Origin of the sequence: Klebsiella sp. K5-45 (assembly GCF_030128605.1) — a bacterium.
Taxonomy (GTDB): domain Bacteria; phylum Pseudomonadota; class Gammaproteobacteria; order Enterobacterales; family Enterobacteriaceae; genus Klebsiella; species Klebsiella quasipneumoniae.
Map to the genome: position 1 here is coordinate 123,033 of NZ_JAKUZW010000010.1, position 20,190 is coordinate 143,222.

A 20,190-nucleotide genomic window follows, 5' to 3' on the forward strand; every position below is an offset into this window, starting at 1 on the left:
CCGCCGCCATCCGGGAGAGGCTCAGTGGCTTTTGCGGATCAGGTAGCGGTACGGCAGGGCTTCGGTTTCCTGGGCCACCAGCTCATGCTCCATAAAGCGGCAGAATCCCGGAATATCGCGGGTGGTGGCCGGATCGTCAGCAATAATCAGCAGCGTCTCGCCCACCGGCATCGTCCGCACGGTTTTACGCACCATCATGACCGGCTCCGGGCAGCGGAGTCCCAGGGCATCCAGAGTGTGGTCAGGAGTGGAGAAAAGTTCGCTCATTTTAGTCTCACGTCAACAAAACGGCCCTAGTTTACCCCCTGCTCGCCAGTACGCAAGCCAGGTTAACGTTTGCGCGAAAAACAACCATTGCATTACGCCGGCAACGCAGTATCATGCAGCCGTTTTTAATTGGGTTCCCTCACCCCAACGTTCCGCTGCCGATTGCTCATTCACCTGAAGCATGACGGGCATAAAAAGGTCACAATATGAATCCGTTTACTACCGTACAGCGCAAAAAAGCGCTCGTCTGGCTTTCGCTATTTCATCTGCTGGTGATTACCTCCAGCAACTATCTGGTTCAGCTGCCGATCTCCATCTTTGGTTTCCATACCACCTGGGGCGCGTTCAGTTTTCCGTTTATCTTCCTCGCCACCGATCTGACGGTGCGAATTTTTGGCGCACCGCTGGCGCGACGCATTATTTTTGCGGTGATGGTCCCGGCGCTGGTCATCTCCTACGCCATCTCCGCCCTGTTTTACATGGGCGAGTGGCAGGGCTTCGCCGCGCTGGGCACCTTTAATCTCTTCGTCGCGCGCATCGCCATCGCCAGCTTTATGGCCTATGCGCTGGGGCAGATCCTTGACGTCCACGTCTTCAACCGCCTGCGGCAGAGCCGTCACTGGTGGCTGGCCCCCACCGCCTCGACGCTGTTCGGCAACATCAGCGATACCGTGGCGTTCTTCTTCATCGCCTTCTGGCGCAGCCCGGATCCGTTTATGGCCGCTCACTGGGGGGAAATCGCCCTCGTCGACTACAGCTTTAAAGTGCTTATCAGCATCATTTTCTTCCTGCCGATGTACGGCGTGCTGTTAAATATGCTGTTGAAAAGGCTGGCGGATAAATCTGATTTGTCGGCATTGCAGCCGAGTTAAAGGTACTCGCGGACTGATGTGTTAAGATAGCCGGATGAGCCATTAGTGGCCGTTTATCGAAAGGAAGATGTCAATGCGCAATTTGGTTAAATATGTCGGTATTGGCCTGCTGGTGATGGGGCTTGCCGCCTGCGATAACAGCGATTCAAAAGCGCCAACCGTTGGGGCAGCAGCGGAGAGCAACACCAGCGGCCAGGCGATCAGCCTGCTGGATGGCAAACTGAGCTTCACCCTGCCTGCGGGCATGGCCGACCAGAGCGGCAAACTGGGCACCCAGGCGAACAACATGCACGTCTATTCTGACGCCACCGGCCAGAAAGCGGTTATCGTCATCGTCGGCGACAGCACCAATGAAGACCTGGCGGTGCTGGCGAAACGCCTGGAAGATCAGCAGCGTAGCCGCGACCCGCAGCTGCAGGTGGTGAGCAATAAATCGCTGGAGATCAAAGGTCACACCCTGCAGCAGCTGGACAGCATCATCTCCGCCAAGGGGCAGACCGCCTGGTCTTCCGTGATCCTCGGCAAAGTGGATGACAAACTGCTGACCCTGCAGGTCACCCTGCCGGCGGACAACCAGCAGCAGGCGCAGACCGAAGCGGAAAGCATCATCAGCACCCTCGCCATCCAGTAATTACTGGCCTGGTGCGACGGCCTCCGGTTCACTGAGCGGGGGCCGTTTTTTTAGCCGCCAGCCCAACAGCAGCGCCGCCATCACCAGACCTGCCGCCGCCAGATATATCACCGGGATCCCGGTCCACGCCATCAGTAAGCCGGCCAGCGGCCCGGTGACGCCTAACGACAAATCCATAAACACGGTATAGGTGGCCAGCGCCGACCCCTGGTTGTGCGGCGGCACCGCTTTCACCGCCACCACGCCCAGCGCCGGAAAGACCAGCGAGAACCCGGCCCCGGTAAGCAAGGTGCCGATTTTCGCCAGCAGCGGCGTATCGGCAAAGCCGACCAGCAGCAGGCCGATGATCTCCACGCTAAAGCAGAGCATCGCCACGTTCAGCCCGCCGAGGCGGTTAATGGCGTTGGGAAACAGCAGCCGTGCGCCAACAAACGCGCAGCTGAACAGCGTCAGGGCGAAGGCCGCCCCGTCCCAGCCTTTGGCCTCATAAAACAGCGTGATAAAGGTGGCGATAACCCCGAAACCGGCGGAGGCCAGGGCCAGCGCCATGCCGTAGGGCCACACCCGCCCGAGCACCGCGCGAAACGACATCGCTTTGCCTTTCGCCGCCTTCACCGCTGCGCGGGGCAGCGCGCAGAGGATGGCCGCCAGCGCAACCGTCATAATGACCCCGGCCAGGCCGCTGAGGCCAATGTACGAATAGCACAGCACGCCGAGCGGGGCGCCCATCGCCATCGCTCCGTAGGTCACAATGCCGTTCCACGAGATCACCCGCCCGATATGCAGCGACCCAACAACGCCGACGCCCCACAGCGTCGAGCCGGTGCCGGCAAAGCTCTGGCCGATGCCGAGAATAACCCGCCCCATGCATAGCAGCAGCAGGCTAACCAGCGGCCAGCCGCTGCTCCAGGCGGCCAGCAGATAGCTCAGGCCGCTTAAAAAGCAGCCGCAGAGGCCGAAGACAACGATTTTTTTGGGCCCCAGCAGGTCAGCATAGCGCCCGGCGTGCGGGCGGCTAAGCAGCGTGGCGAAATATTGCAGACTAATCACCAGGCCGGCCCAGAAAGCGCTAAAGCCCATTACATCATGCACATAGCCGGGAAGCACCGCCAGCGGCAAGCCGATGGTGAGATAGCTGGCAAAGTTAAAAATGACGACGGAGACAATCCGCAGATTGAGGCGCAGTCCATTGAGCGCCGGTTCGGCGACGGGTTCGGGCATCAGGTTCCACCAGATTTCGACAACCAGCTTTCACTATTACCACGCTGGCGGCGGAAAAGCAGCTCGCCTTTCGGAATATTGGCAGTCGGCGAACCGCTACACTTATCAGGCGCGACTCACAAAAGGAATACCTATGTCCCCTCCGCAGGCTGATAAAGCCGGGCTCCATATTTTACTTAAGCTGGCGGCGCTGGTGATTATCCTCGCCGGGATCCACGCCGCCGCCGATATTCTGGTGCAGCTGCTGCTGGCGCTGTTTTTCGCTATCGTCCTCAACCCGCTGGTCACCTGGTTCATTCGCCGCGGGGTGCGGCGCCCGTTCGCCATTACCCTGGTGGTGACGGCAATGCTGGTGATGCTCACCGCGCTGCTTGGCGTGCTGGCGGCGTCGCTCAATGACTTTGTCGCCATGCTGCCTGATTTCAACCGCGCCCTGACGCGTAAGATCGTCCAGCTCCAGGAGTATCTCCCCTTTCTCAACCTGCATATCAATCCGGAGCGCATGCTGCGGCGTATGGATTCAGAACGGCTGATGACCTGGGCCACGACGCTGATGACCCAGCTTTCCGGGGCGATGGCCAGCATTGTGCTGCTGGTGATGACGGTGATCTTTATGCTGTTTGAGGTTCGCCACCTGCCCTACAAACTGCGTTTTGCCCTCAATAACCCTCGCCTGCATATCGCCGGGCTGCACCGGGCGCTGAAAGGCGTTACCCACTATCTGGCTTTGAAAACGCTGATCAGCCTGTGGACCGGGCTGATTGTCTGGCTGGGGCTGCTGGCGATGGGGGTGCAGTTCGCGCTGATGTGGGGGGTGCTGGCGTTCCTGCTGAACTATGTGCCGAATATCGGCTCCGCCATCTCCGCCATCCCACCCATGCTGCAGGCGCTGCTGTTCAGCGGCATCTATGAGTGCCTGCTGGTCGGGGCGCTGTTTCTGGTGGTGCATATGGTGCTGGGCAACATGGTGGAGCCGCGCATGATGGGCCACCGGCTGGGGATGTCGACCCTGGTGGTGTTCCTGTCGCTGCTGGTCTGGGGCTGGCTGCTGGGGCCGGTGGGAATGCTGCTCTCGGTGCCGTTAACCAGCGTCTGTAAAATCTGGATGGAGACCACCGTCGGGGGCAGCAAGCTGGCGATCCTGCTCGGCCCGGGGCGTCCCAAAAGCCGGCTCCCCGGCTAGCGGCGTTTCACCGGCCAGAAGATGGTCAATACGCCGGCGACGATAATCGCCACGCCCAGCAGCGATTGCCAGTAGAACGGCTCATGCCAGCCGGGCAGCCAGATGGCGGCAGCCCACACCAGGATATAGCTCAGGCTCAACAGCGCATACGCTTTTGATAACGGTAGACGGTGGAGGGCAAAGTACCAGCAGACCATTGACAACAGGTAGCCCAGCAGGCCGAAAAACAGGCCGAAGGTACCAGCCTCGAAATGCAGCAGATGCTGGAGAAAGGCCAGAATATCGGTCAGCGGCGGCAAGGCCACCATGGCGCTGCGCAGCAGCAGCTGCGCGGCGCTGACAAGGCCGACGCTGAATAATGCCCAGAGAAAGCCCATCAAACGCTGGTCCCCAGAATGACAATGCCCACGACGATCAACCCGACGCCAAACCAGTGGCGGCGAGCGACCGGCTCATGCCAGATGCCCCAGCCCGCAAGGGTGACCCAGACGAAGTTCAGGCTCAGCATCGGATAGGCGATGCTCACCGGAATAGACTGCAGGACGCTCAGCCACAGCAGCATGCCGCAGCCGAGGCATAGCAGCGCCATCCCCAGCCAGAAGAGTATATGGCGACTCCGCCGTCCGCGACGGGACGGGCGGGTCGCCTGTTTCTGGCACAGCTGTCCGGCGCAGCTCAGCAGGCTGGCGAACACCAGACAGATCCAGACGCTCATTGCGGCAGGTACTGAAGGAAGACCACCCGACCCAGCTCATAGGCGTTATCGGGTTTCGGTAACGGTAAGTCGACCATACTCTCTCCTTTATCCATCAACAGCACCAGCGAGACCGGCCCCTGCTGACGATGCGTGGCCAGCCAGTCGGCAAACCCGGCCTGGCTGACAAAGCTTCCCTGAGCGTCCGGCCAGTCGAGACCGTACTTCAGCTCACCCTGTTTGTCGAACATAATAATATCGCTTCGCTTCAGCTCCCAGGCCAGGCCGCCGGCAATCCCGACGTTGTTAGTCAGGACGTAACGGCTGGGCTGCAGGGATTCGCTGACGATGTCCACGAGGAACTGCGGCTGTTTGCTGTCGATAACCCGGTCCGGAATGGCGAAGCCCACCAGCAGCGCCAGGCCAAGCGGGCAAAGCGCCGCCAGGCTCCAACGGCGACCAGCGTCTTTCATCGCCAGCCAGCCCATCAGCGCCCAGACGGCGAAGGCGATGGCCGCCAGCAGACATTTATACAGCTCAATCTTGGTCCATACCGGCTTGTGCATCACGCCCCAGGGCGAGACCACCAGCACGGCGATCAGCCCCAGCAGGCCAAAGCCCAGGTTGATCATCCCGTTGATGCGCAGCGCTTTCGCGCCGGTCTTCGCCGCCTCCAGCGCGTAGCGGGCCATCAGGATCGACAGCGGCGCAAAGCACGGCAGGATATAGGTCGGCAGTTTGCCTTTAGCAATACTGAAGAACAGGAACGGCATCGCCACCCAACCGAGCAGATACAGCGCGCCGCGGGCCTCATCGCGCTCACGCCAGCCGCGCTTCAGCGCCCCTGGCAGCAGGGCCAGCCACGGCAAGCTGCCGGCGATCAGGAACGGGATGTAGTACCAGAACGGCGCTTTATGCTGGGCGTCTTTTTCGGCGAAACGCTGAATATGCTCGACCCAGAAGAAATAGCGCCAGAAGTCCGGCTCGCGCTGGGCGATAGCCAGCCCCCAGGGCAGCACCACCAGCGTACAGACGACCACCGCCAGCCAACCGTAGGTCAGCACTTCACGCCAGCGTTTACGGGCGATCACCCATGGCAGAACGCCCACCACCGGCACCGCCAGCGCAAGGAAACCTTTGGTCATCACCCCCATACCGCAGGCGACGCCCAACAGCACGTAACCCAGTATTTTGCCGCCGCGGCTCTGCGCCTGCGTCGCGCCCCAGAAGCTGCACATCGCCAGCGCCAGCCACAGGGTGATCATCGGGTCCAGCACCGCATAGGTACCAATCGCATACACCAGCATCGCGGTGAGAAAAATCACTGGCGACAGGACGGCTACCCGCTTATCGCGAAAGATGCGCCACGCCAGCCAGGCCACCAGCACGGCGGTCATGGTGATGGCGAAGACCGACCCGAAGCGTACGCCGAAGTTATTATGGCCAAACAGCCACTGGCCGACACTGTTGATCCAGTAACCGGCAATCGGCTTTTCGAAGTAGCGCAGCCCGAGAAAATGCGGCACCACCCAGTCGCCGGTGGCCAGCATTTCACGGCTGATCTCCGCATAGCGTGTTTCATCGGGTTGCCAGAGCAAACGGAAATTGAGCGGCAGCAGGTAATACAGCGCAAACAGCGCAATCAGAGAGACGCCATAGCGAATGCTTTTCATCAAACACCCGAAGTCAGTAATTGTTCACGTCCGAGCCAGCCTTCCCGGCCAGCCAGTTCACCCCGAACCACTTTGCCGGACGGCAGCTCGCTAAAGTCAGCGGGCAGCAGCTGGCTCAGTGGGCAAAACTGAATTTCTTCTTCCGCCGCCATGGTCAGCAGTTCATCGAACTGATCGGCATAGGCAATACCTTCCACTTCGGCGTGAATGGTATAGACCGGCACGCCAGGGTCGCGATGGATGCAGTCGAGGAGATAGCGGTTAAAGCCGGCGATATCCACCGCCGTGCCCACCGCCTCGTCCCAGGTCGGCAACGTGACCGGGATCTGCACCGTACCAGAGACGCCGCTGCCGAGCTGGGGCAGAAACGGCCGCGTGCCGCGACAGTCGCTGTTGTAGAGAAAATCGAAGGATTCTTTGGCTTTCACCACCCGCTGATCGGCGCGCCAGCCGGCAACGGCCGAACAGGTGACCGGGCGGCCGATGATGCGCTCGAGCTCCAGCAGGCCACGCTCGACCTCCAGCGTCAGCCGTTCCTGCGGCCAGACGCCGCTCCACGCCTGCCAGCTGTAGTGGTCCCAGGCGTGCAGGCCCACTTCATGAGACTCGGCGGTCGCACGGATCACCGCCTCGTTCCCCGCGCCGATGCGGCGTCCCGGCCACGCGGTGCCGGCCAGCAGAATATCCCAGCCGTACAGCGAAGCCGCTCTGGAACGCAGCATCTTCCACAGAAACTTCGGTTTTACCAGGCGCCACAGGTGACGCCCCATATTGTCCGGCCCGACGCTGAAGAAGAAGCTTGCCTGAATCCCGTGCTGGCCTAGCAGGTCCAGCAGCCGCGGAACACCGTCCCGCGTCCCGCGAAAAGTATCGACATCTATGCGTAAGCCGACCTGTTTCATGGATGTTTAGCGTCCACCAGTTCTACCGTGCGCAGGAAGAAGTCCAGCGTATGCTCAACGGTCTCTTCCATCTCCACCTTCGGCTCCCAGTTCAGGCAGCGTTTGGCGTTGCGGATGCTCGGTTTGCGATGCTCAACGTCCTGATAGCCCTTGCCGTAGTAGTCGCTGCTTTCCACTTCGCGGAAGCCGGCAAACGGCGGGAAGCGATCGCGCAGCGGATGGCGTTCGAAGCAGGCCAGCAGCATCTCCGCCAGCTCTTTGATGCTCGCTTCGTTATCCGGGTTACCGATGTTGATGATCTGCCCGTCGCAGCGGCCGTCTTTGTTCTCGATGATGCGGAACAGCGCTTCGATACCGTCGCTGATGTCAGTAAAGCAGCGCTTCTGCTTACCGCCTTCGATGAGCTTGATCGGCGAGCCTTCCACCAGGTTGAGGATCAGCTGGGTGATGGCGCGGGAGCTGCCGATACGCGCGGCGTTGAGGTTATCCAGACGCGGCCCCATCCAGTTGAACGGACGGAACAGGGTGAACTTCAGGCCATTCTTATCGCCGTAGGCCCAGATCACGCGGTCCAGCAGCTGCTTGGAGACCGAGTAGATCCAGCGCTGTTTGTTGATCGGCCCGACCACCAGGTTGGAAGTATCTTCGTCGAAGTTTTTGTCGGTGCACATGCCGTACACTTCAGAGGTCGACGGGAAGATGATGCGCTTATTGTATTTCACGCAATCGCGGATGATCTTCAGGTTCTCTTCGAAATCCAGCTCGAACACGCGCAGCGGGTTGCGGGTGTACTCGATAGGGGTGGCGATAGCTACCAGCGGCAGCACCACGTCGCATTTCTTAATGTGATATTCGATCCACTCGGAGTGAATGCTGATATCGCCTTCCACGAAGTGAAAACGCGGGCAGTCGAGGAAACGGCTGATGGCGTCGGAGCCGATATCCAGGCCGTAAATCTCATAGTTGTCGTCGTGCAGCAGGCGTTCGGTCAGATGGTTACCGATAAAGCCATTGACGCCGAGGATCAGCACCCGGGTACGACGCTTAACCGCCACCACCGGTTTGCTGCTGATCACCGCCCCGGACACCAGGCCCAGCGCCTGCGCCAGCTGGGCGCCCTGCATGTACACGCCGCGTTCGGTCTGGCCGGTGACAATCTCCAGCGCCCCTTCCTGGCACGCCACGATCAGCGGTGCAACGGAGATAACGGTGCCCGGTTTGGCTGCAGGTAGATCACTGCGTACACGGGATTTCCAGACAATAAATTTGTTCGCGCCAGCGTAGCCGAAGGCCCCCGGCCACGGATCGGAGACCGCGCGCACCAGATTGTGCAGCGTCTGCGCCGGCTGCTCCCAGTCGAGGCGGCCATCTTCCGGGGTGCGCCGTCCCACATAGGTCGCCTGGCTGTGATCCTGCGGACGTTCATCGGTGGTTCCGGCGAGGATCGCCGGCAACGCCTGGCTCAGCAGCTCAGTGGCGGCAGCGCACAGCTTGCGGTGCAGCGTCAGGGCGGCGTCATCCGGGCCAATCGCCACGGTTTGCTGAGCGACGATATCGCCGGCATCCGCGCGGTTCACCATCCGGTGCAGCGTCACGCCGGTTTCGCTTTCGCCATTGACCAGTACCCAGTTCAGCGGCGCGCGGCCGCGATATTTCGGCAGCAGCGAACCGTGTAGGTTAAACGCCCCTTTCGGCGCAAGACTGAGGATCTCATCGCCCAGCAGGTTGCGGTAGTAGAAGGAGAACAGCACGTCCGGCTTCATCTCGCGGATACGCTCAATCCACAGCGGATGGTTCACGTCTTCCGGCGCCCACACCGGAATGCCCTGCTCGGCGGCAAGGCGCGCCACGGAGCCAAAGAAATGGTTTTCGCCAGGGTTATCCGGGTGGGTGAAAATAGCAGCGATATCATATCCAGCGTCCAGCAGAGCCTGGATACCGGTGCAGCCCATATCGTGATAAGCGAAGACTACGGCTTTCATGAACGATCTTCCTCTTTAGATGCCGTTTCCGGCTGGCGAACAACACGTTGAATAAAGTAGCGGGGACGCGCGCGCACGTCGTTATAGATGCGTCCGATATACTCCCCGAGCAGGCCCATCCCGATAAACTGAGCGCCGATGAACATAAACAGCACGGCGAAGAGCATAAATACCCCTTCCGCCGCCCACTGCGGGCCAAAGGCCAGACGCAGCACCACCAGCATCAGGCCAAAGGCGAAGCCCAGCAGGGCTATCACGCTGCCGAAAATGCTGAGCAGACGCAGCGGCGTGGTGGTCAGACAGGTCACCAGGTCGTACATCAGGTTGATCAGGCGCATAAAGCTGTATTTGGAGTCGCCGAATTCGCGCTCGGCGTGCATCACCGGGATCTCCACCGCGCGCCGGGCGAAGGTATTCGCCAGGATCGGGATAAAGGTGCTACGCTCATGGCAGTTGAGCATGGCGTCGATGATATGGCGGCGGTAAGCGCGCAGCATGCAGCCGTAGTCGCCCATCGCTTTGCCGGTGGTGCGCTGGATCAGGCGGTTGATCATCTTCGACGCGGTTTTGCGGAAGATGCTGTCCTGACGGTTCTGGCGAACGGTGCCCACCACGTCGTAGCCTTCATCCGCCTTCTCTACCAACCGCGGGATCTCTTCCGGCGGGTTTTGCAGGTCGGCGTCAAGCGTAATGATTAAATCGCCGGTTACATGGCTGAAACCGGCCATGATCGCCGAGTGCTGCCCGTAGTTACGGTTTAACAGCACGGCGACGACGTGACTGCCTTCCGCCTCGGCAGCTTCGGTGAGCATGCGCGCGGAATCGTCGCTGCTGCCATCGTCGATCAGCAGAATTTCATATTGCCGCCCCAGCGTGGCGCAGGCGGTATCCGTACGACGAAGCAGCTCCGGCAGGCTATCCTGTTCGTTATAAACCGGAATAACCACCGAGACCTTCTTCACGGGAGGGTAAGTAAGCATATCAACGTCCTGACAGCTGGCGCAGTGCGGAAATGACGCGAGTGACATCGTCATCGGTCATGTCCGGGAACAACGGGAGAGAACAGATGCGGGCGCTGTTCCATTCGGTATTCGGCAGGGAAACCTCCGGGAAGCGCTCGCGGTAATATTTTTGCGTATGGGCCGCACGGAAGTGCAGACCGGTGCCGATACCCATCGCCTTTAGCTTTTCCATCAACGCGTCGCGGCTGATGCCGCAGGCAGCCTCATCGACGCGGATGATAAACAGATGCCAGGCGTGCTGGTGATCCCAGGCCGGGACGGTCAGGGGCGTAAACGGCGTGTCCGCCAGTTCGCGCAGATAGCGCTGGGCAATTTCCGCCCGCCGCTGGTTGGCGTGAGGCAGTTTTTCCAGCTGGACCAGCGCCAGCGCGGCGTTGATGTCGGCAAGATTGTATTTAAAGCCCGGAGCGATCACCTCCGCCTGCGGCGCGCGGCCATGGGTCTGGCGGTCATAGGCGTCCACGCCAAGGCCATGGAATTTCAGGCTGCGGATACGGGAGGCCAGCTCGTCGTCGTCGGTGACAATCAGGCCGCCTTCAGCGCAGGTCATGTTTTTGATCGCGTGGAACGAGAAAATCGCGGTCCCCTGCCAGCCTACGTGGCGGCCCTTATAGTGGGTCCCCGCCGCATGGGCGGCGTCTTCGATCACCGGAATGCCATGGCGCTCGCCCACCGCGCGAATGGCGTCGATATCGGCTGGCGCCCCCGCGTAGTGCACAGGAATAATCGCTTTGGTACGCGAGGTGATCGCCGCTGCCACCGCCTCAGGGGTGATCATCAGATTGTCGTTATCGACATCGATCATTACCGGCGTGGCGCCCAGCAGGCAGATCATATTGAGAGTGGAGACCCAGGTCTGGGACGGCGTAATGACTTCATCGCCAGGGCCAATACCCAGCGCCATCAGGGTCACATGCATCCCGCCGGTCGCTGAACTGACGGCAATCGCGTGGCGGTTGCCGGTCAACTGGCAAAATGCCGCTTCAAGTGCCTGATTCTTCGGTCCGGTGGTGATCCAGCCCGACGTTAAAACTTCACGCAGGGCTGCCAGCTCTGCGTCGCCCATTGACGGGCGCGAAAAAGGCAAAAAATCGCTCATCATCATCCTGTTCTGTAGATGACCCACGCACAAACCTGGGTCGTTAGAATAAAATATCCTGCGCCTGCGGACTTAAACGAAATTAAAATGAAGTGAGTTCAGCGCGGCATTCCATTTCAGGGTATTTCGACCACTATTAATGTAGTCGACCTTGCTTAGGATAATATTAAGAAATTAATCTTTTCTCAGCATAGCCAAATAAATCATTAAGAAACAGAATGATAGGTTTTATTTATGGCAGAATTTTGACAAAAAAGCGTTCCTGTCTGGAAAAGCAAACAGGAACGCTATCGCGGAAAGTAAACGGGGGTTAAACCAGATAACAATTAATGACGCTGTCTTTGTCACGCTTGATGACAAAAAGTTAGCGCAGATCACAAAGTTATTTCTGCTTAATTACAAATTTGCAGGAAAATCAGCTGGCAATTCACTTGCCGGGCAATTAATAACCTCGTCATTATCCGCGCCACAGTCGCGAATGAAGGTGATAGTAGCAAACTCGTCAATCACTTCCGTCGGGTAGGCCGGGCCGGCATCGCGGTACGAATTCATCAGAGGAATGTGATCGTTCTGGAAGCAGACGGTTTTTTCCGGGTTATTCATGATCCAGCGCGGGAAGAAAATGGTGCCGTGGAACAGTTTATCGCCCAGGTTGACGATCAGGCTGACGTCGGTACCGGTCGGTTCGGTCCATGAGATTTTGTAGATACTTTCCCCCACCCGCACGATGTACGCTTCCTGATCTTTCACCCAGCGATTGCCGACGATGCCGCTGTGAATACGGTAGTCGAGGGTGTGGCCGTTTTTGACGTAAATTTCGTAGTTCCAGCCGTTGTCGTAGGTGTAGACCAGATGTTTACCGATAAAGCCGCTGAGGTCATGTTTGTCGAAAGTGCTCATCATTTATTCTCCTCTGTGTTGTTGAGGACAGCATACGTCTTTAAAAATTGAATGAATAACGCTATGTTTGGATTAAATACATCCAAATTTTAGATTGATTATGCACAAGACAACCCTGGAGCAGTGGGCGTTACTCGAAAAGGTAGTGGAATTGGGGAGCTTTGCCAGAGCGGCGGAGGAGACCAATCGCAGCCAGTCTTCGGTGAGCTATAACCTCGCGCTGCTGCAGGAGCGTTTAGGGGTAGCGCTGCTGGCGCCGTCCGGGCGGCGGGCGGTGCTGACCCCGGCCGGCGAACTGCTGCTGAATCAGGTCAAACCGCTGCTACAGGCCTTCGCCTACGTTGAGACGCATGCCGCCACTCTGCGCAACGGGGCGCGCACCCGTCTGGATCTGGTGGTCGACAGCATTTTCCCGCGCCAGCGGTTGTTCGCCATTTTGCGCCAGTTTCAGCAGCGCTATCCGCAGACGCAGGTCAGACTCACCGAAGTGCTGGAAAATATGGATGACGAGGGCGCGGCGCGAACGGAAGCCGATGTCATGGTTCTGACCCGCCGCCAGGATATTACCGGCCGCGGAGAGTGGCTGATGAATATTGATTTTATCGCCGTCGCCCACCGCGACCATCCTCTCGCCGCGCTCGACGGTCCGCTGGAGGATAGCGCGCTGGCGCCATGGCCGCTGGTGCGCATTGCCGACCAGACCGGCGATGGCCAGGCGACGCGTGACGCCTGGACTTTCTCCACCATTGACGCCGCCATTGATGCGGTGATGTATCAGGTCGGCTTCGGCTGGCTGCCGGAAGAGCGCATTCGTTCCCATCTCGATCAGGGCGTGCTGAAGCGGCTGCCCCTCAGCCATGGCGCGCGCCGCGCGACGCCGCTGCATCTGATCGTCAAGCGGGATCTGGCGCCGATCGACGAACAGGTGGCCACGCTGCTGGGGTTGTTCCGGGCGCCCTGAGGGGTAAAGCGGCGCCTGCCCCTGCGCATAATCATACGGATTACTTATACTTTTCGGCGCAATATTGATCCAGGTTACTCCGAAAGTATGATGAATCACTAAAATCGTCATACTTTCCTGTCGTTGAGATTGCCGTCTTGTCTATTTTCCGCCTCACTCTGCTGGCGCTGATCGCCTGCGTCCCTCTGCTGGCTCAGGCCGCGCAGCACTCGCTCACCACCGCCTGGCCGGTGAACGTCGGCCCGCTGAATCCGCATCTTTATACCCCCAACCAGATGTTTGCCCAAAGCATGGTCTATGAGCCGCTGGTGAAGTATCAGGCTGACGGCAGCGTGCAGCCCTGGCTGGCGACCCGCTGGCGTCACTCCGACGATGGTAAAACCTGGTGGTTCACCCTGCGCGAGGATGTGACCTTCTCCAACGGCGAACCCTTTAACGCCCAGGCCGCAGCGGCGAATTTCCAGGCGGTGCTCGCCAACCGTCAACGCCACGCCTGGCTTGAGCTCGCCAATCAGATAACCGACGTGCGGGCGCTCAGCGCCAGCGAGCTGCAGATCACCCTGAAAAGCGCCTACGCCCCCTTGCTACAAGAGCTGGCCCTGCCCCGCCCGTTCCGCTTTATCGCCCCCTCGCAGTTTATCGATGGCGGCACCGCCAACGGCATCAAAGCCCCGATCGGCACCGGGCCGTGGCGACTGGCGAGCTCGCAGCTCAATCAGCGCGACGTGCTGGTACGCAACGAACAGTACTGGGGTAATAAACCCGCGCTGCAGCAAATCACCATCAAAGTGATCCCTGACGCCACCAGCCGCGCGGTGGCGTTCGAAACCGGGGAAATTGACATGCTCTACGGCGACGAAGGGCTGCTACCGCTGGATACCTTCGAACGCTTTCGTCATCACCCCGGCTACGTGGCTCGACTCTCCGCCCCGACGGAGACGGTGATGCTGGCGCTGAACGCCAGCCAGGGCCCGACCCGCGAGCAGGCGGTTCGCGAGGCGCTCAACTACGCCGTCGACAAGCAGACCCTCGTCGATAGCGTGCTCTACGGCACCCAGCAGGTTGCCGACACCCTGTTTGCGCCCTCGGTCCCCTACGCCCCGCAGGATCTGACGCCGCGCCGTTACGATCCGGCAAAAGCCCGCGCCCTGCTGGCGCAGGCCGGCTGGCAGCAGCCGGAAGGCCAGCCCTGGCGACAAAAAGCCGGGCAAGCGCTGGCGATTGAGCTGGCGTTTATCGGCACCGACGCGCTGGCTAAATCGATGGCCGAAATTATTCAGGCCAATCTGCGGGAGGTCGGCGTCCGCGTCACCCTGGTGGGCGAGGAGGAGAGCAGCATCTATGCGCGCCAGCGCGAAGGCCGGTTCGGCATGATCTTCAATCGCACCTGGGGCGCCCCCTACGATCCGCATGCCTTTTTAAGCTCGATGCGCGTGCCCTCGCATGCCGATTATCAGGCCCAGCGCGGCCTGCCCGACAAAGCGCTGATTGATAAAGAGATTAGCGAGGTGCTGACCACCAGCGACGAGGCGCAGCGGAAACGGCTGTACCACGATGTGCTGACCCGTCTGCATCAGGACGCGGTGTACCTACCCATCAGCTATGTCTCGCTGATGTCGGTTGCGCGCCAGGAGGTCGGCGAGATCCCGTTCGCGCCGGTGACCACCGAGATCCCGTTCGACCAGATTAAACCGGTAACACCATAATGCTACGCTATATTTTACGCCGCCTGCTGCTGCTGATCCCGCTGTTGCTCGCCGCCTCCGCCATCATCTTTCTGCTGCTGCGGCTCGGCACCGGCGACCCGGCGCTGGATTATCTGCGCCTGTCGAACTTGCCGCCCACGGAAGAGATGGTCGCCTCGACCCGCGAACTGCTGGGGCTCAACCAGCCGCTGGCGATGCAGTATCTGCACTGGCTGTGGCGGGCGCTGCACCTGGACTTCGGCCTCTCCTATGCCACCCGGCGGCCGGTGCTGGACGACCTGCTGCACTTCCTGCCGGCCACCCTGCTGCTCACCGGCGCGGCGCTGGCGCTGATCCTCGTCACCTCGCTGCCGCTGGGGATCTGGGCGGCGCGCCATCGCGATCGCCTGCCGGATTTTGCTGTACGGCTGATTGCCTTCCTCGGCGTGTCGATGCCGAACTTCTGGCTAGCCTTTCTGCTGGTGATGCTCTTTTCCGTGCATCTGCAGTGGCTCCCGGCGATGGGATACGGCGACTGGCAGCACCTGATATTGCCCGCCGTCTCCATCGCCTTTATGTCGCTGGCGATTAACGCCCGGCTGCTGCGCGCCAGCATGCTGGAGGTCTCCGGCCAGCGTCACGTGGTATGGGCGCGGCTGCGCGGGTTGAGCACGCGCCAGGTGGAGCGGCGGCATATCCTGCGCAACGCCACCCTGCCGGTGGTGACCGCCATGGGCATGCACATTGGTGAGCTGATCGGCGGCACGATGATTATCGAAAATATCTTTGCCTGGCCGGGGGTTGGCCGCTACGCGGTTTCCGCGATCTTCAATCGCGATTATCCAGTGATTCAGTGCTTTACCCTGATGATGGTCACGGTGTTCGTACTGGCTAACCTGGCGGTGGATGTGCTTAACGCGGCGCTCGACCCGCGCCTGCGCCGCCATGAGGAGGTGAGCGTATGAGATGGCTGCGAAACTTCCGCTGGCCGGTGAAACTGGCCCTGCTGGTTATCGCGCTGCTGGCGGTCATCGCCCTCGGCAGCGGCTGGTGGCTACCCTGGGATCCGGCGGCGATTAACCTGCAGCAGCGGCTGCTGCCGCCAGGGGGAGCGCACTGGCTGGGAACCGATCATCTTGGACGGGATATTTTCTCGCGCCTGCTGGCCGCCACCCGCGTCTCGCTGGGGGCGGTAATGGCCTGCCTGCTGCTGGTGCTGCTGATCGGTCTGGCGGTTGGCGGCAGCGCCGGGCTGCTGGGCGGCCGCGCCGACCGCGGCCTGATGCGCCTCGCCGAACTGTTTATGACCTTTCCGACCTCGATCCTGTCGTTCTTTATGGTGGGGGTGTTGGGAACCGGGCTGACCAACGTGATCCTCGCCATTGCGCTGTCGCACTGGGCCTGGTACGCCAGAATGGTGCGTAATCTGGTGGTCTCCCTGCGCCAGCGCGAATTTATCCTCGCCGCCCGCCTGAGCGGCGCCAGCCAGTGGCGGCTGTTCAGCGACCATCTGGCAGGGGCGGTGATCCCTTCGCTGCTGGTGCTCGCCTCGCTGGATATCGGTCATATGATGCTTCACGTGGCCGGCATGTCGTTCCTTGGCCTCGGCGTCAGCGCGCCGACGGCGGAATGGGGGGTGATGATCAACGACGCCCGGCAGTATATCTGGACCCAGCCGCTGCAGATGGTCTGGCCGGGGCTGGCGCTGTTCATCAGCGTGATGGCCTTTAACCTGCTGGGCGACGCGCTGCGCGATCGCCTCGATCCTCACCTGATCGCGGAGCATAGCCACTGATGCCGCAAAAGATCCAATTGCAACAGATCGCCCTTGCCGCCGACCGCCCGCTGGTCAGCGACGTCTCGCTTACCCTGCGCCGCGGCAAGGTGCTGGCGCTGCTCGGCAGCAGCGGCAGCGGGAAATCGCTCACCTGCGCCGCCGCGCTGGGCCTGCTGCCGCCCGGCGTCAACCAGACCGCCGGCCGGGTGTTGCTTGACGGCATGCCGGTGCACGGCGAACAGCTGCGCGGCGCGACTATCGCCACTATCATGCAGAACCCACGCAGCGCCTTTAATCCGCTGCATACCATGGCCGCCCACGCCCGGGAAACCTGCCGGGCGGCGGGCCGCGAAGCAAGTGACGCCGCCCTGCTGGCGGCAATGGAAGAGGTGGGTCTGGATAATCCGCGGGCGCTGCTGAAACGCTACCCCTTTGAGATGAGCGGCGGCATGCTGCAACGGATGATGGTCGCCCTCGCCCTGCTCAGCCGCGCGCCCTTTATCATCGCCGACGAACCGACCACCGACCTCGATGCCATCGCCCAGGCGCGGATCCTCAATCTGCTGGCGGATATTGTCGCCAGCCGCGGTCTGGGGCTGCTGCTGGTGACCCATGACATGGGCGTTGTGGCGCGGCTGGCGGATTACGTAGCGGTCATGGAGAACGGTCGCCTCGTTGAACAGTGCGATGTAAATACGCTGTTCAGCGCCCCACAGCACCCGCTGAGCCAACGCCTGTTGGCGGCGCATCTGGCGCTGTACGGACTGGAGAAAACAGCATGAATTTACTCAGCGTCACCGGGGTGAGCCACGATTACCCGCACCACGGCAGGGTCCTGCACGAGATCCAACTCGCCATCGCCTCTGGCGAAACGGTGGCCCTGCTCGGGCGCAGCGGCTGCGGCAAGAGCACCCTGGCGCGGATGCTGGTGGGCCTGGAAACGCCGCAGCACGGCGATATTGTCTGGCGCGGCACACCGCTGACCGCCCTGAAGGGCGAGGCCGTCGGCGCCTTCCGCCGCGATATTCAGCTGGTGTTTCAGGACGCCTTCAGCGCGGTGAATCCGCGCAAAACGGTGCGCGAGATCGTCAGCGAGCCGCTGCGCCATCTGTTGCGCTTGTCGCGCGAGGAACGCGCGCGCCAGGTGGAAGAGATGCTGCAGGCTGTCGACCTTTCCACGATGCTGCTCGATAAACGCCCGGCGCAGCTCAGCGGCGGACAGCTGCAGCGCGTCTGCCTGGCTCGCGCCCTCGCGGTACGGCCGCAGCTGTTGATTCTGGATGAAGCGGTCTCGAATCTCGATCTGCTGCTGCAGGCGGAGATTATCGCCCTGCTGAAGCGTCTGCAGGCCCAGTTTGGCACCGCCTGCCTGTTCATCACTCACGACCTGCGGCTGGTGGAGCGCTTTTGCCAGCGGGTGCTGGTGATGGAGCACGGACGCATCGTCGAAACCGCAGCGGTCAGTCTACCGCTGCGCCTGCGCTCCCCTGCCGGACAGGCGCTCCAGCAGGCGGTGCTGCCACCTTTTCCTGCCACTCTGCTTAACGAGGCCATGCCATGCAGCGCGTAACCCTGACTCTTGATGATGACCTGCTGGCCGCTCTCGATGCGCTCAGCGCCCGCCGCGGCTACCACAATCGTTCGGAGGCGGTACGCGATATTCTGCGAGACGCCCTCAACCAGGATCCCGCACCGTCGGAGCCGCGACGCGGTTATGCCGTCCTGTCATATGTGTACGAGCATGAAAAACGCGAACTGGCGAGCCGGCTGGTGGCCACCCAGCATCATCATCACGATCTCTCCGTCGCCACGCTGCATGTGCATATCAGTCATGACGACTGCCTGGAGATTGCGGTGCTGAAGGGAGACATGGTCGAGATACAGCATTTTGCCGACGACGTGATTGCCCAGCGCGGCGTGCGCCATGGGCATTTGCAGTGTTTAGCGGATGATTAACGATTTGAAAATTCTTGGGTGGTTTATCAACAGTTGATAAACCACATAAATTATACGCTTTGTGAATTATCCCGCTTCGCCAATAATGGCGCTTCATTTAACGATCTCGTTATGGCGAGGCTCCTGCATAAATACAAGTTACCGCCCTGTTGGTATCGAGAGAGACCACTCAGGGAAATACAGGCTTCCATCGAATCAAGGTGTTGCCAAGGTAACTTCTGGCGGTCATGACCGTTCAGATACGTTATGCAGTGCTAAAACCAGGACGTAGGGATCTGCCTGCGCTAACCCTGTCTTGTTCGCCCCTATGAGTGATTTTTTATAGGGATTTTAATCATGTCTTCCATTCAACTCTGCGCCGCCCATCAGGCGACCTCTGGCTTCAACGGCGATGCCATCGCCCAGTACATGCGTACCGACTTTATTACGCTGCAGGAACATCTCAGCGTCCATGAGGCGCGGGAGCACTTTATCTCGCAGCTCACCAGCGATGATATTCCCGGCCAGGTGTTTGTTGTCGCCGGTAAAAAGCTGCGCGGCAGCCTGTCGGTCAAAAAGCTACTGCAGGAAGGGGATGTCGGGCAGTCTATCCGCTACCTGATGGACAGCTGCCTGTTCCGCGTCAAACCTGACGATGAACGCCCGCAGGTCATTGCCGAGCTCAACGATCGCGGCCTCGAGCTGGTTCCCGTCGTCGATAAAGGCGAGCTGGTCGGCTGCCTGATGGAAAAGGAGATCGCCCATCTGCTGGAGGATGACGTCACCGAGGACGCTCAGCTGCAGGGGGCGACGCTGCCGCTGGAAAAACCGTATCTGGACATCAGCCCCTGGACGCTGTGGAAGAAACGCTCGGTGTGGCTGCTGCTGCTGTTCGTGGCCGAAGCCTACACCAGCAGCGTGCTGCAGCATTTCGAAGAAGCCCTGGAATCGGCCATCGCGCTGGCCTTCTTTATTCCGCTGCTCATCGGCACCGGCGGCAACAGCGGAACGCAGATCACCTCGACGCTGGTGCGCTCGATGGCGCTGGGGGAAGTGCGACTGCGCGATATGGGGCGGGTGATCCGCAAAGAGGTATCGACTTCGTTTCTGATTGCCCTGACCCTGGGCCTGGCGGGCTGCCTGCGCGCCTGGATGATGGGGATTGGCATGGAAATCACGCTCATCGTCAGCCTGACGCTGGTGTGCATTACCCTGTGGAGCGCGATTGTCTCCTCGGTCATTCCGATGGTGCTTAAGCGGATCGGCATTGACCCGGCGGTAGTTTCCGCGCCCTTTATCGCCACGCTGATTGATGGCACCGGGCTAATTATCTATTTCAAAATCGCTCAGTATTTTCTTGGGTTGAACTGATCATATACGTCCGGG

General features: G+C 60.5%; 21 protein-coding genes and 1 riboswitch. Of the genes, 11 read left to right on the forward strand and 10 right to left on the reverse strand.

What is annotated here, in order from left to right; all coding sequences use genetic code 11:
- Window positions 1-21 precede the first annotated feature (21 nt).
- Window positions 22-267 (reverse strand): sulfurtransferase TusA, encoded by a 246-nt coding sequence (gene tusA / locus MKS11_RS20975; RefSeq protein WP_002920858.1) that lies wholly within the window; start codon window positions 265-267, stop codon window positions 22-24.
- Window positions 268-473: 206 nt separating this feature from the next.
- On the opposite strand from tusA, the gene MKS11_RS20980 reads away from it, so the two are divergent.
- Entirely contained in the window at window positions 474-1,139 is a 666-nt protein-coding gene (locus tag MKS11_RS20980; RefSeq protein ID WP_004202088.1) for a 7-cyano-7-deazaguanine/7-aminomethyl-7-deazaguanine transporter, read from the forward strand.
- Between the two features lie 73 nt (window positions 1,140-1,212).
- On the forward strand, window positions 1,213-1,770 hold the full coding sequence (locus MKS11_RS20985; RefSeq protein WP_064187418.1) for a DcrB family lipoprotein: 558 nt from the start codon (window positions 1,213-1,215) through the stop codon (window positions 1,768-1,770).
- On the opposite strand, the gene MKS11_RS20990 is transcribed toward MKS11_RS20985, so the two are convergent.
- Window positions 1,771-2,991: an MFS transporter gene (locus tag MKS11_RS20990; RefSeq protein ID WP_087771805.1), complete on the reverse strand. Its 1,221-nt coding sequence runs from the start codon at window positions 2,989-2,991 to the stop codon at window positions 1,771-1,773.
- Between the two features lie 133 nt (window positions 2,992-3,124).
- Between MKS11_RS20990 and MKS11_RS20995 the strand changes: the two genes are divergently transcribed.
- A complete protein-coding gene (locus MKS11_RS20995; protein WP_004202085.1) occupies window positions 3,125-4,174 on the forward strand; it encodes an AI-2E family transporter in 1,050 nt (349 codons plus the stop codon).
- On the opposite strand, the gene arnF is transcribed toward MKS11_RS20995, so the two are convergent.
- From arnF to MKS11_RS21035, 8 genes are all read right to left on the reverse strand, one after another.
- A complete protein-coding gene (arnF, locus tag MKS11_RS21000) occupies window positions 4,171-4,551 on the reverse strand; it encodes a 4-amino-4-deoxy-L-arabinose-phosphoundecaprenol flippase subunit ArnF (protein WP_004202084.1) in 381 nt (126 codons plus the stop codon). The two genes, MKS11_RS20995 and arnF, sit on opposite strands and share 4 nt — an antisense overlap.
- Entirely contained in the window at window positions 4,551-4,889 is a 339-nt protein-coding gene (gene arnE / locus MKS11_RS21005; RefSeq protein WP_004202083.1) for a 4-amino-4-deoxy-L-arabinose-phosphoundecaprenol flippase subunit ArnE, read from the reverse strand. The genes arnF and arnE overlap by 1 nt, the downstream gene beginning before the upstream one ends.
- Window positions 4,886-6,541 carry a lipid IV(A) 4-amino-4-deoxy-L-arabinosyltransferase gene (gene arnT, locus MKS11_RS21010; RefSeq protein WP_004202082.1) on the reverse strand — a complete coding sequence of 552 codons (1,656 nt, stop codon included), beginning with the start codon at window positions 6,539-6,541 and terminating at the stop codon, window positions 4,886-4,888. Before arnT ends, arnE begins: the two co-directional genes overlap by 4 nt.
- Window positions 6,541-7,443: a 4-deoxy-4-formamido-L-arabinose-phosphoundecaprenol deformylase gene (gene arnD, locus MKS11_RS21015; RefSeq protein WP_004202080.1), complete on the reverse strand. Its 903-nt coding sequence runs from the start codon at window positions 7,441-7,443 to the stop codon at window positions 6,541-6,543. The genes arnT and arnD overlap by 1 nt, the downstream gene beginning before the upstream one ends.
- Entirely contained in the window at window positions 7,440-9,425 is a 1,986-nt protein-coding gene (gene arnA / locus MKS11_RS21020; protein WP_284109684.1) for a bifunctional UDP-4-amino-4-deoxy-L-arabinose formyltransferase/UDP-glucuronic acid oxidase ArnA, read from the reverse strand. The genes arnD and arnA overlap by 4 nt, the downstream gene beginning before the upstream one ends.
- Window positions 9,422-10,405 (reverse strand): undecaprenyl-phosphate 4-deoxy-4-formamido-L-arabinose transferase, encoded by a 984-nt coding sequence (arnC, locus tag MKS11_RS21025; protein WP_004202077.1) that lies wholly within the window; start codon window positions 10,403-10,405, stop codon window positions 9,422-9,424. Before arnC ends, arnA begins: the two co-directional genes overlap by 4 nt.
- A 1-nt stretch (window position 10,406) precedes the next feature.
- Window positions 10,407-11,546 carry a UDP-4-amino-4-deoxy-L-arabinose aminotransferase gene (gene arnB, locus MKS11_RS21030; protein WP_004202075.1) on the reverse strand — a complete coding sequence of 380 codons (1,140 nt, stop codon included), beginning with the start codon at window positions 11,544-11,546 and terminating at the stop codon, window positions 10,407-10,409.
- A gap of 396 nt (window positions 11,547-11,942) precedes the next feature.
- Window positions 11,943-12,449 carry a phenolic acid decarboxylase gene (locus tag MKS11_RS21035; RefSeq protein WP_012540376.1) on the reverse strand — a complete coding sequence of 169 codons (507 nt, stop codon included), beginning with the start codon at window positions 12,447-12,449 and terminating at the stop codon, window positions 11,943-11,945.
- 97 nt (window positions 12,450-12,546) lie between these two features.
- On the opposite strand from MKS11_RS21035, the gene MKS11_RS21040 reads away from it, so the two are divergent.
- The 8 genes from MKS11_RS21040 (at window position 12,547) to MKS11_RS21075 (ending at window position 20,175) form a co-directional block, all read left to right on the forward strand.
- Entirely contained in the window at window positions 12,547-13,407 is an 861-nt protein-coding gene (locus MKS11_RS21040; protein WP_017899988.1) for a LysR family transcriptional regulator, read from the forward strand.
- A gap of 137 nt (window positions 13,408-13,544) precedes the next feature.
- On the forward strand, window positions 13,545-15,113 hold the full coding sequence (gene nikA / locus MKS11_RS21045) for a nickel ABC transporter substrate-binding protein (RefSeq protein WP_032456700.1): 1,569 nt from the start codon (window positions 13,545-13,547) through the stop codon (window positions 15,111-15,113).
- The gene (gene nikB / locus MKS11_RS21050) at window positions 15,113-16,057 is read left to right on the forward strand and encodes a nickel ABC transporter permease subunit NikB (RefSeq protein ID WP_004202070.1); all 945 of its coding nucleotides are present in this window, start codon (window positions 15,113-15,115) and stop codon (window positions 16,055-16,057) included. The genes nikA and nikB overlap by 1 nt, the downstream gene beginning before the upstream one ends.
- Window positions 16,054-16,887: a nickel ABC transporter permease subunit NikC gene (gene nikC / locus MKS11_RS21055; RefSeq protein ID WP_004202068.1), complete on the forward strand. Its 834-nt coding sequence runs from the start codon at window positions 16,054-16,056 to the stop codon at window positions 16,885-16,887. Before nikB ends, nikC begins: the two co-directional genes overlap by 4 nt.
- Entirely contained in the window at window positions 16,887-17,651 is a 765-nt protein-coding gene (nikD, locus tag MKS11_RS21060; protein WP_032456701.1) for a nickel import ATP-binding protein NikD, read from the forward strand. Before nikC ends, nikD begins: the two co-directional genes overlap by 1 nt.
- Window positions 17,648-18,439 carry a nickel import ATP-binding protein NikE gene (nikE, locus tag MKS11_RS21065; protein ID WP_087771804.1) on the forward strand — a complete coding sequence of 264 codons (792 nt, stop codon included), beginning with the start codon at window positions 17,648-17,650 and terminating at the stop codon, window positions 18,437-18,439. The genes nikD and nikE overlap by 4 nt, the downstream gene beginning before the upstream one ends.
- Window positions 18,427-18,825: a nickel-responsive transcriptional regulator NikR gene (nikR, locus tag MKS11_RS21070; RefSeq protein WP_004202063.1), complete on the forward strand. Its 399-nt coding sequence runs from the start codon at window positions 18,427-18,429 to the stop codon at window positions 18,823-18,825. The genes nikE and nikR overlap by 13 nt, the downstream gene beginning before the upstream one ends.
- Window positions 18,826-18,923: 98 nt before the next feature.
- Window positions 18,924-19,105: riboswitch (M-box (ykoK) riboswitch) on the forward strand.
- A gap of 56 nt (window positions 19,106-19,161) precedes the next feature.
- Entirely contained in the window at window positions 19,162-20,175 is a 1,014-nt protein-coding gene (locus MKS11_RS21075; protein ID WP_087771803.1) for a magnesium transporter, read from the forward strand.
- Window positions 20,176-20,190 lie beyond the last annotated feature (15 nt).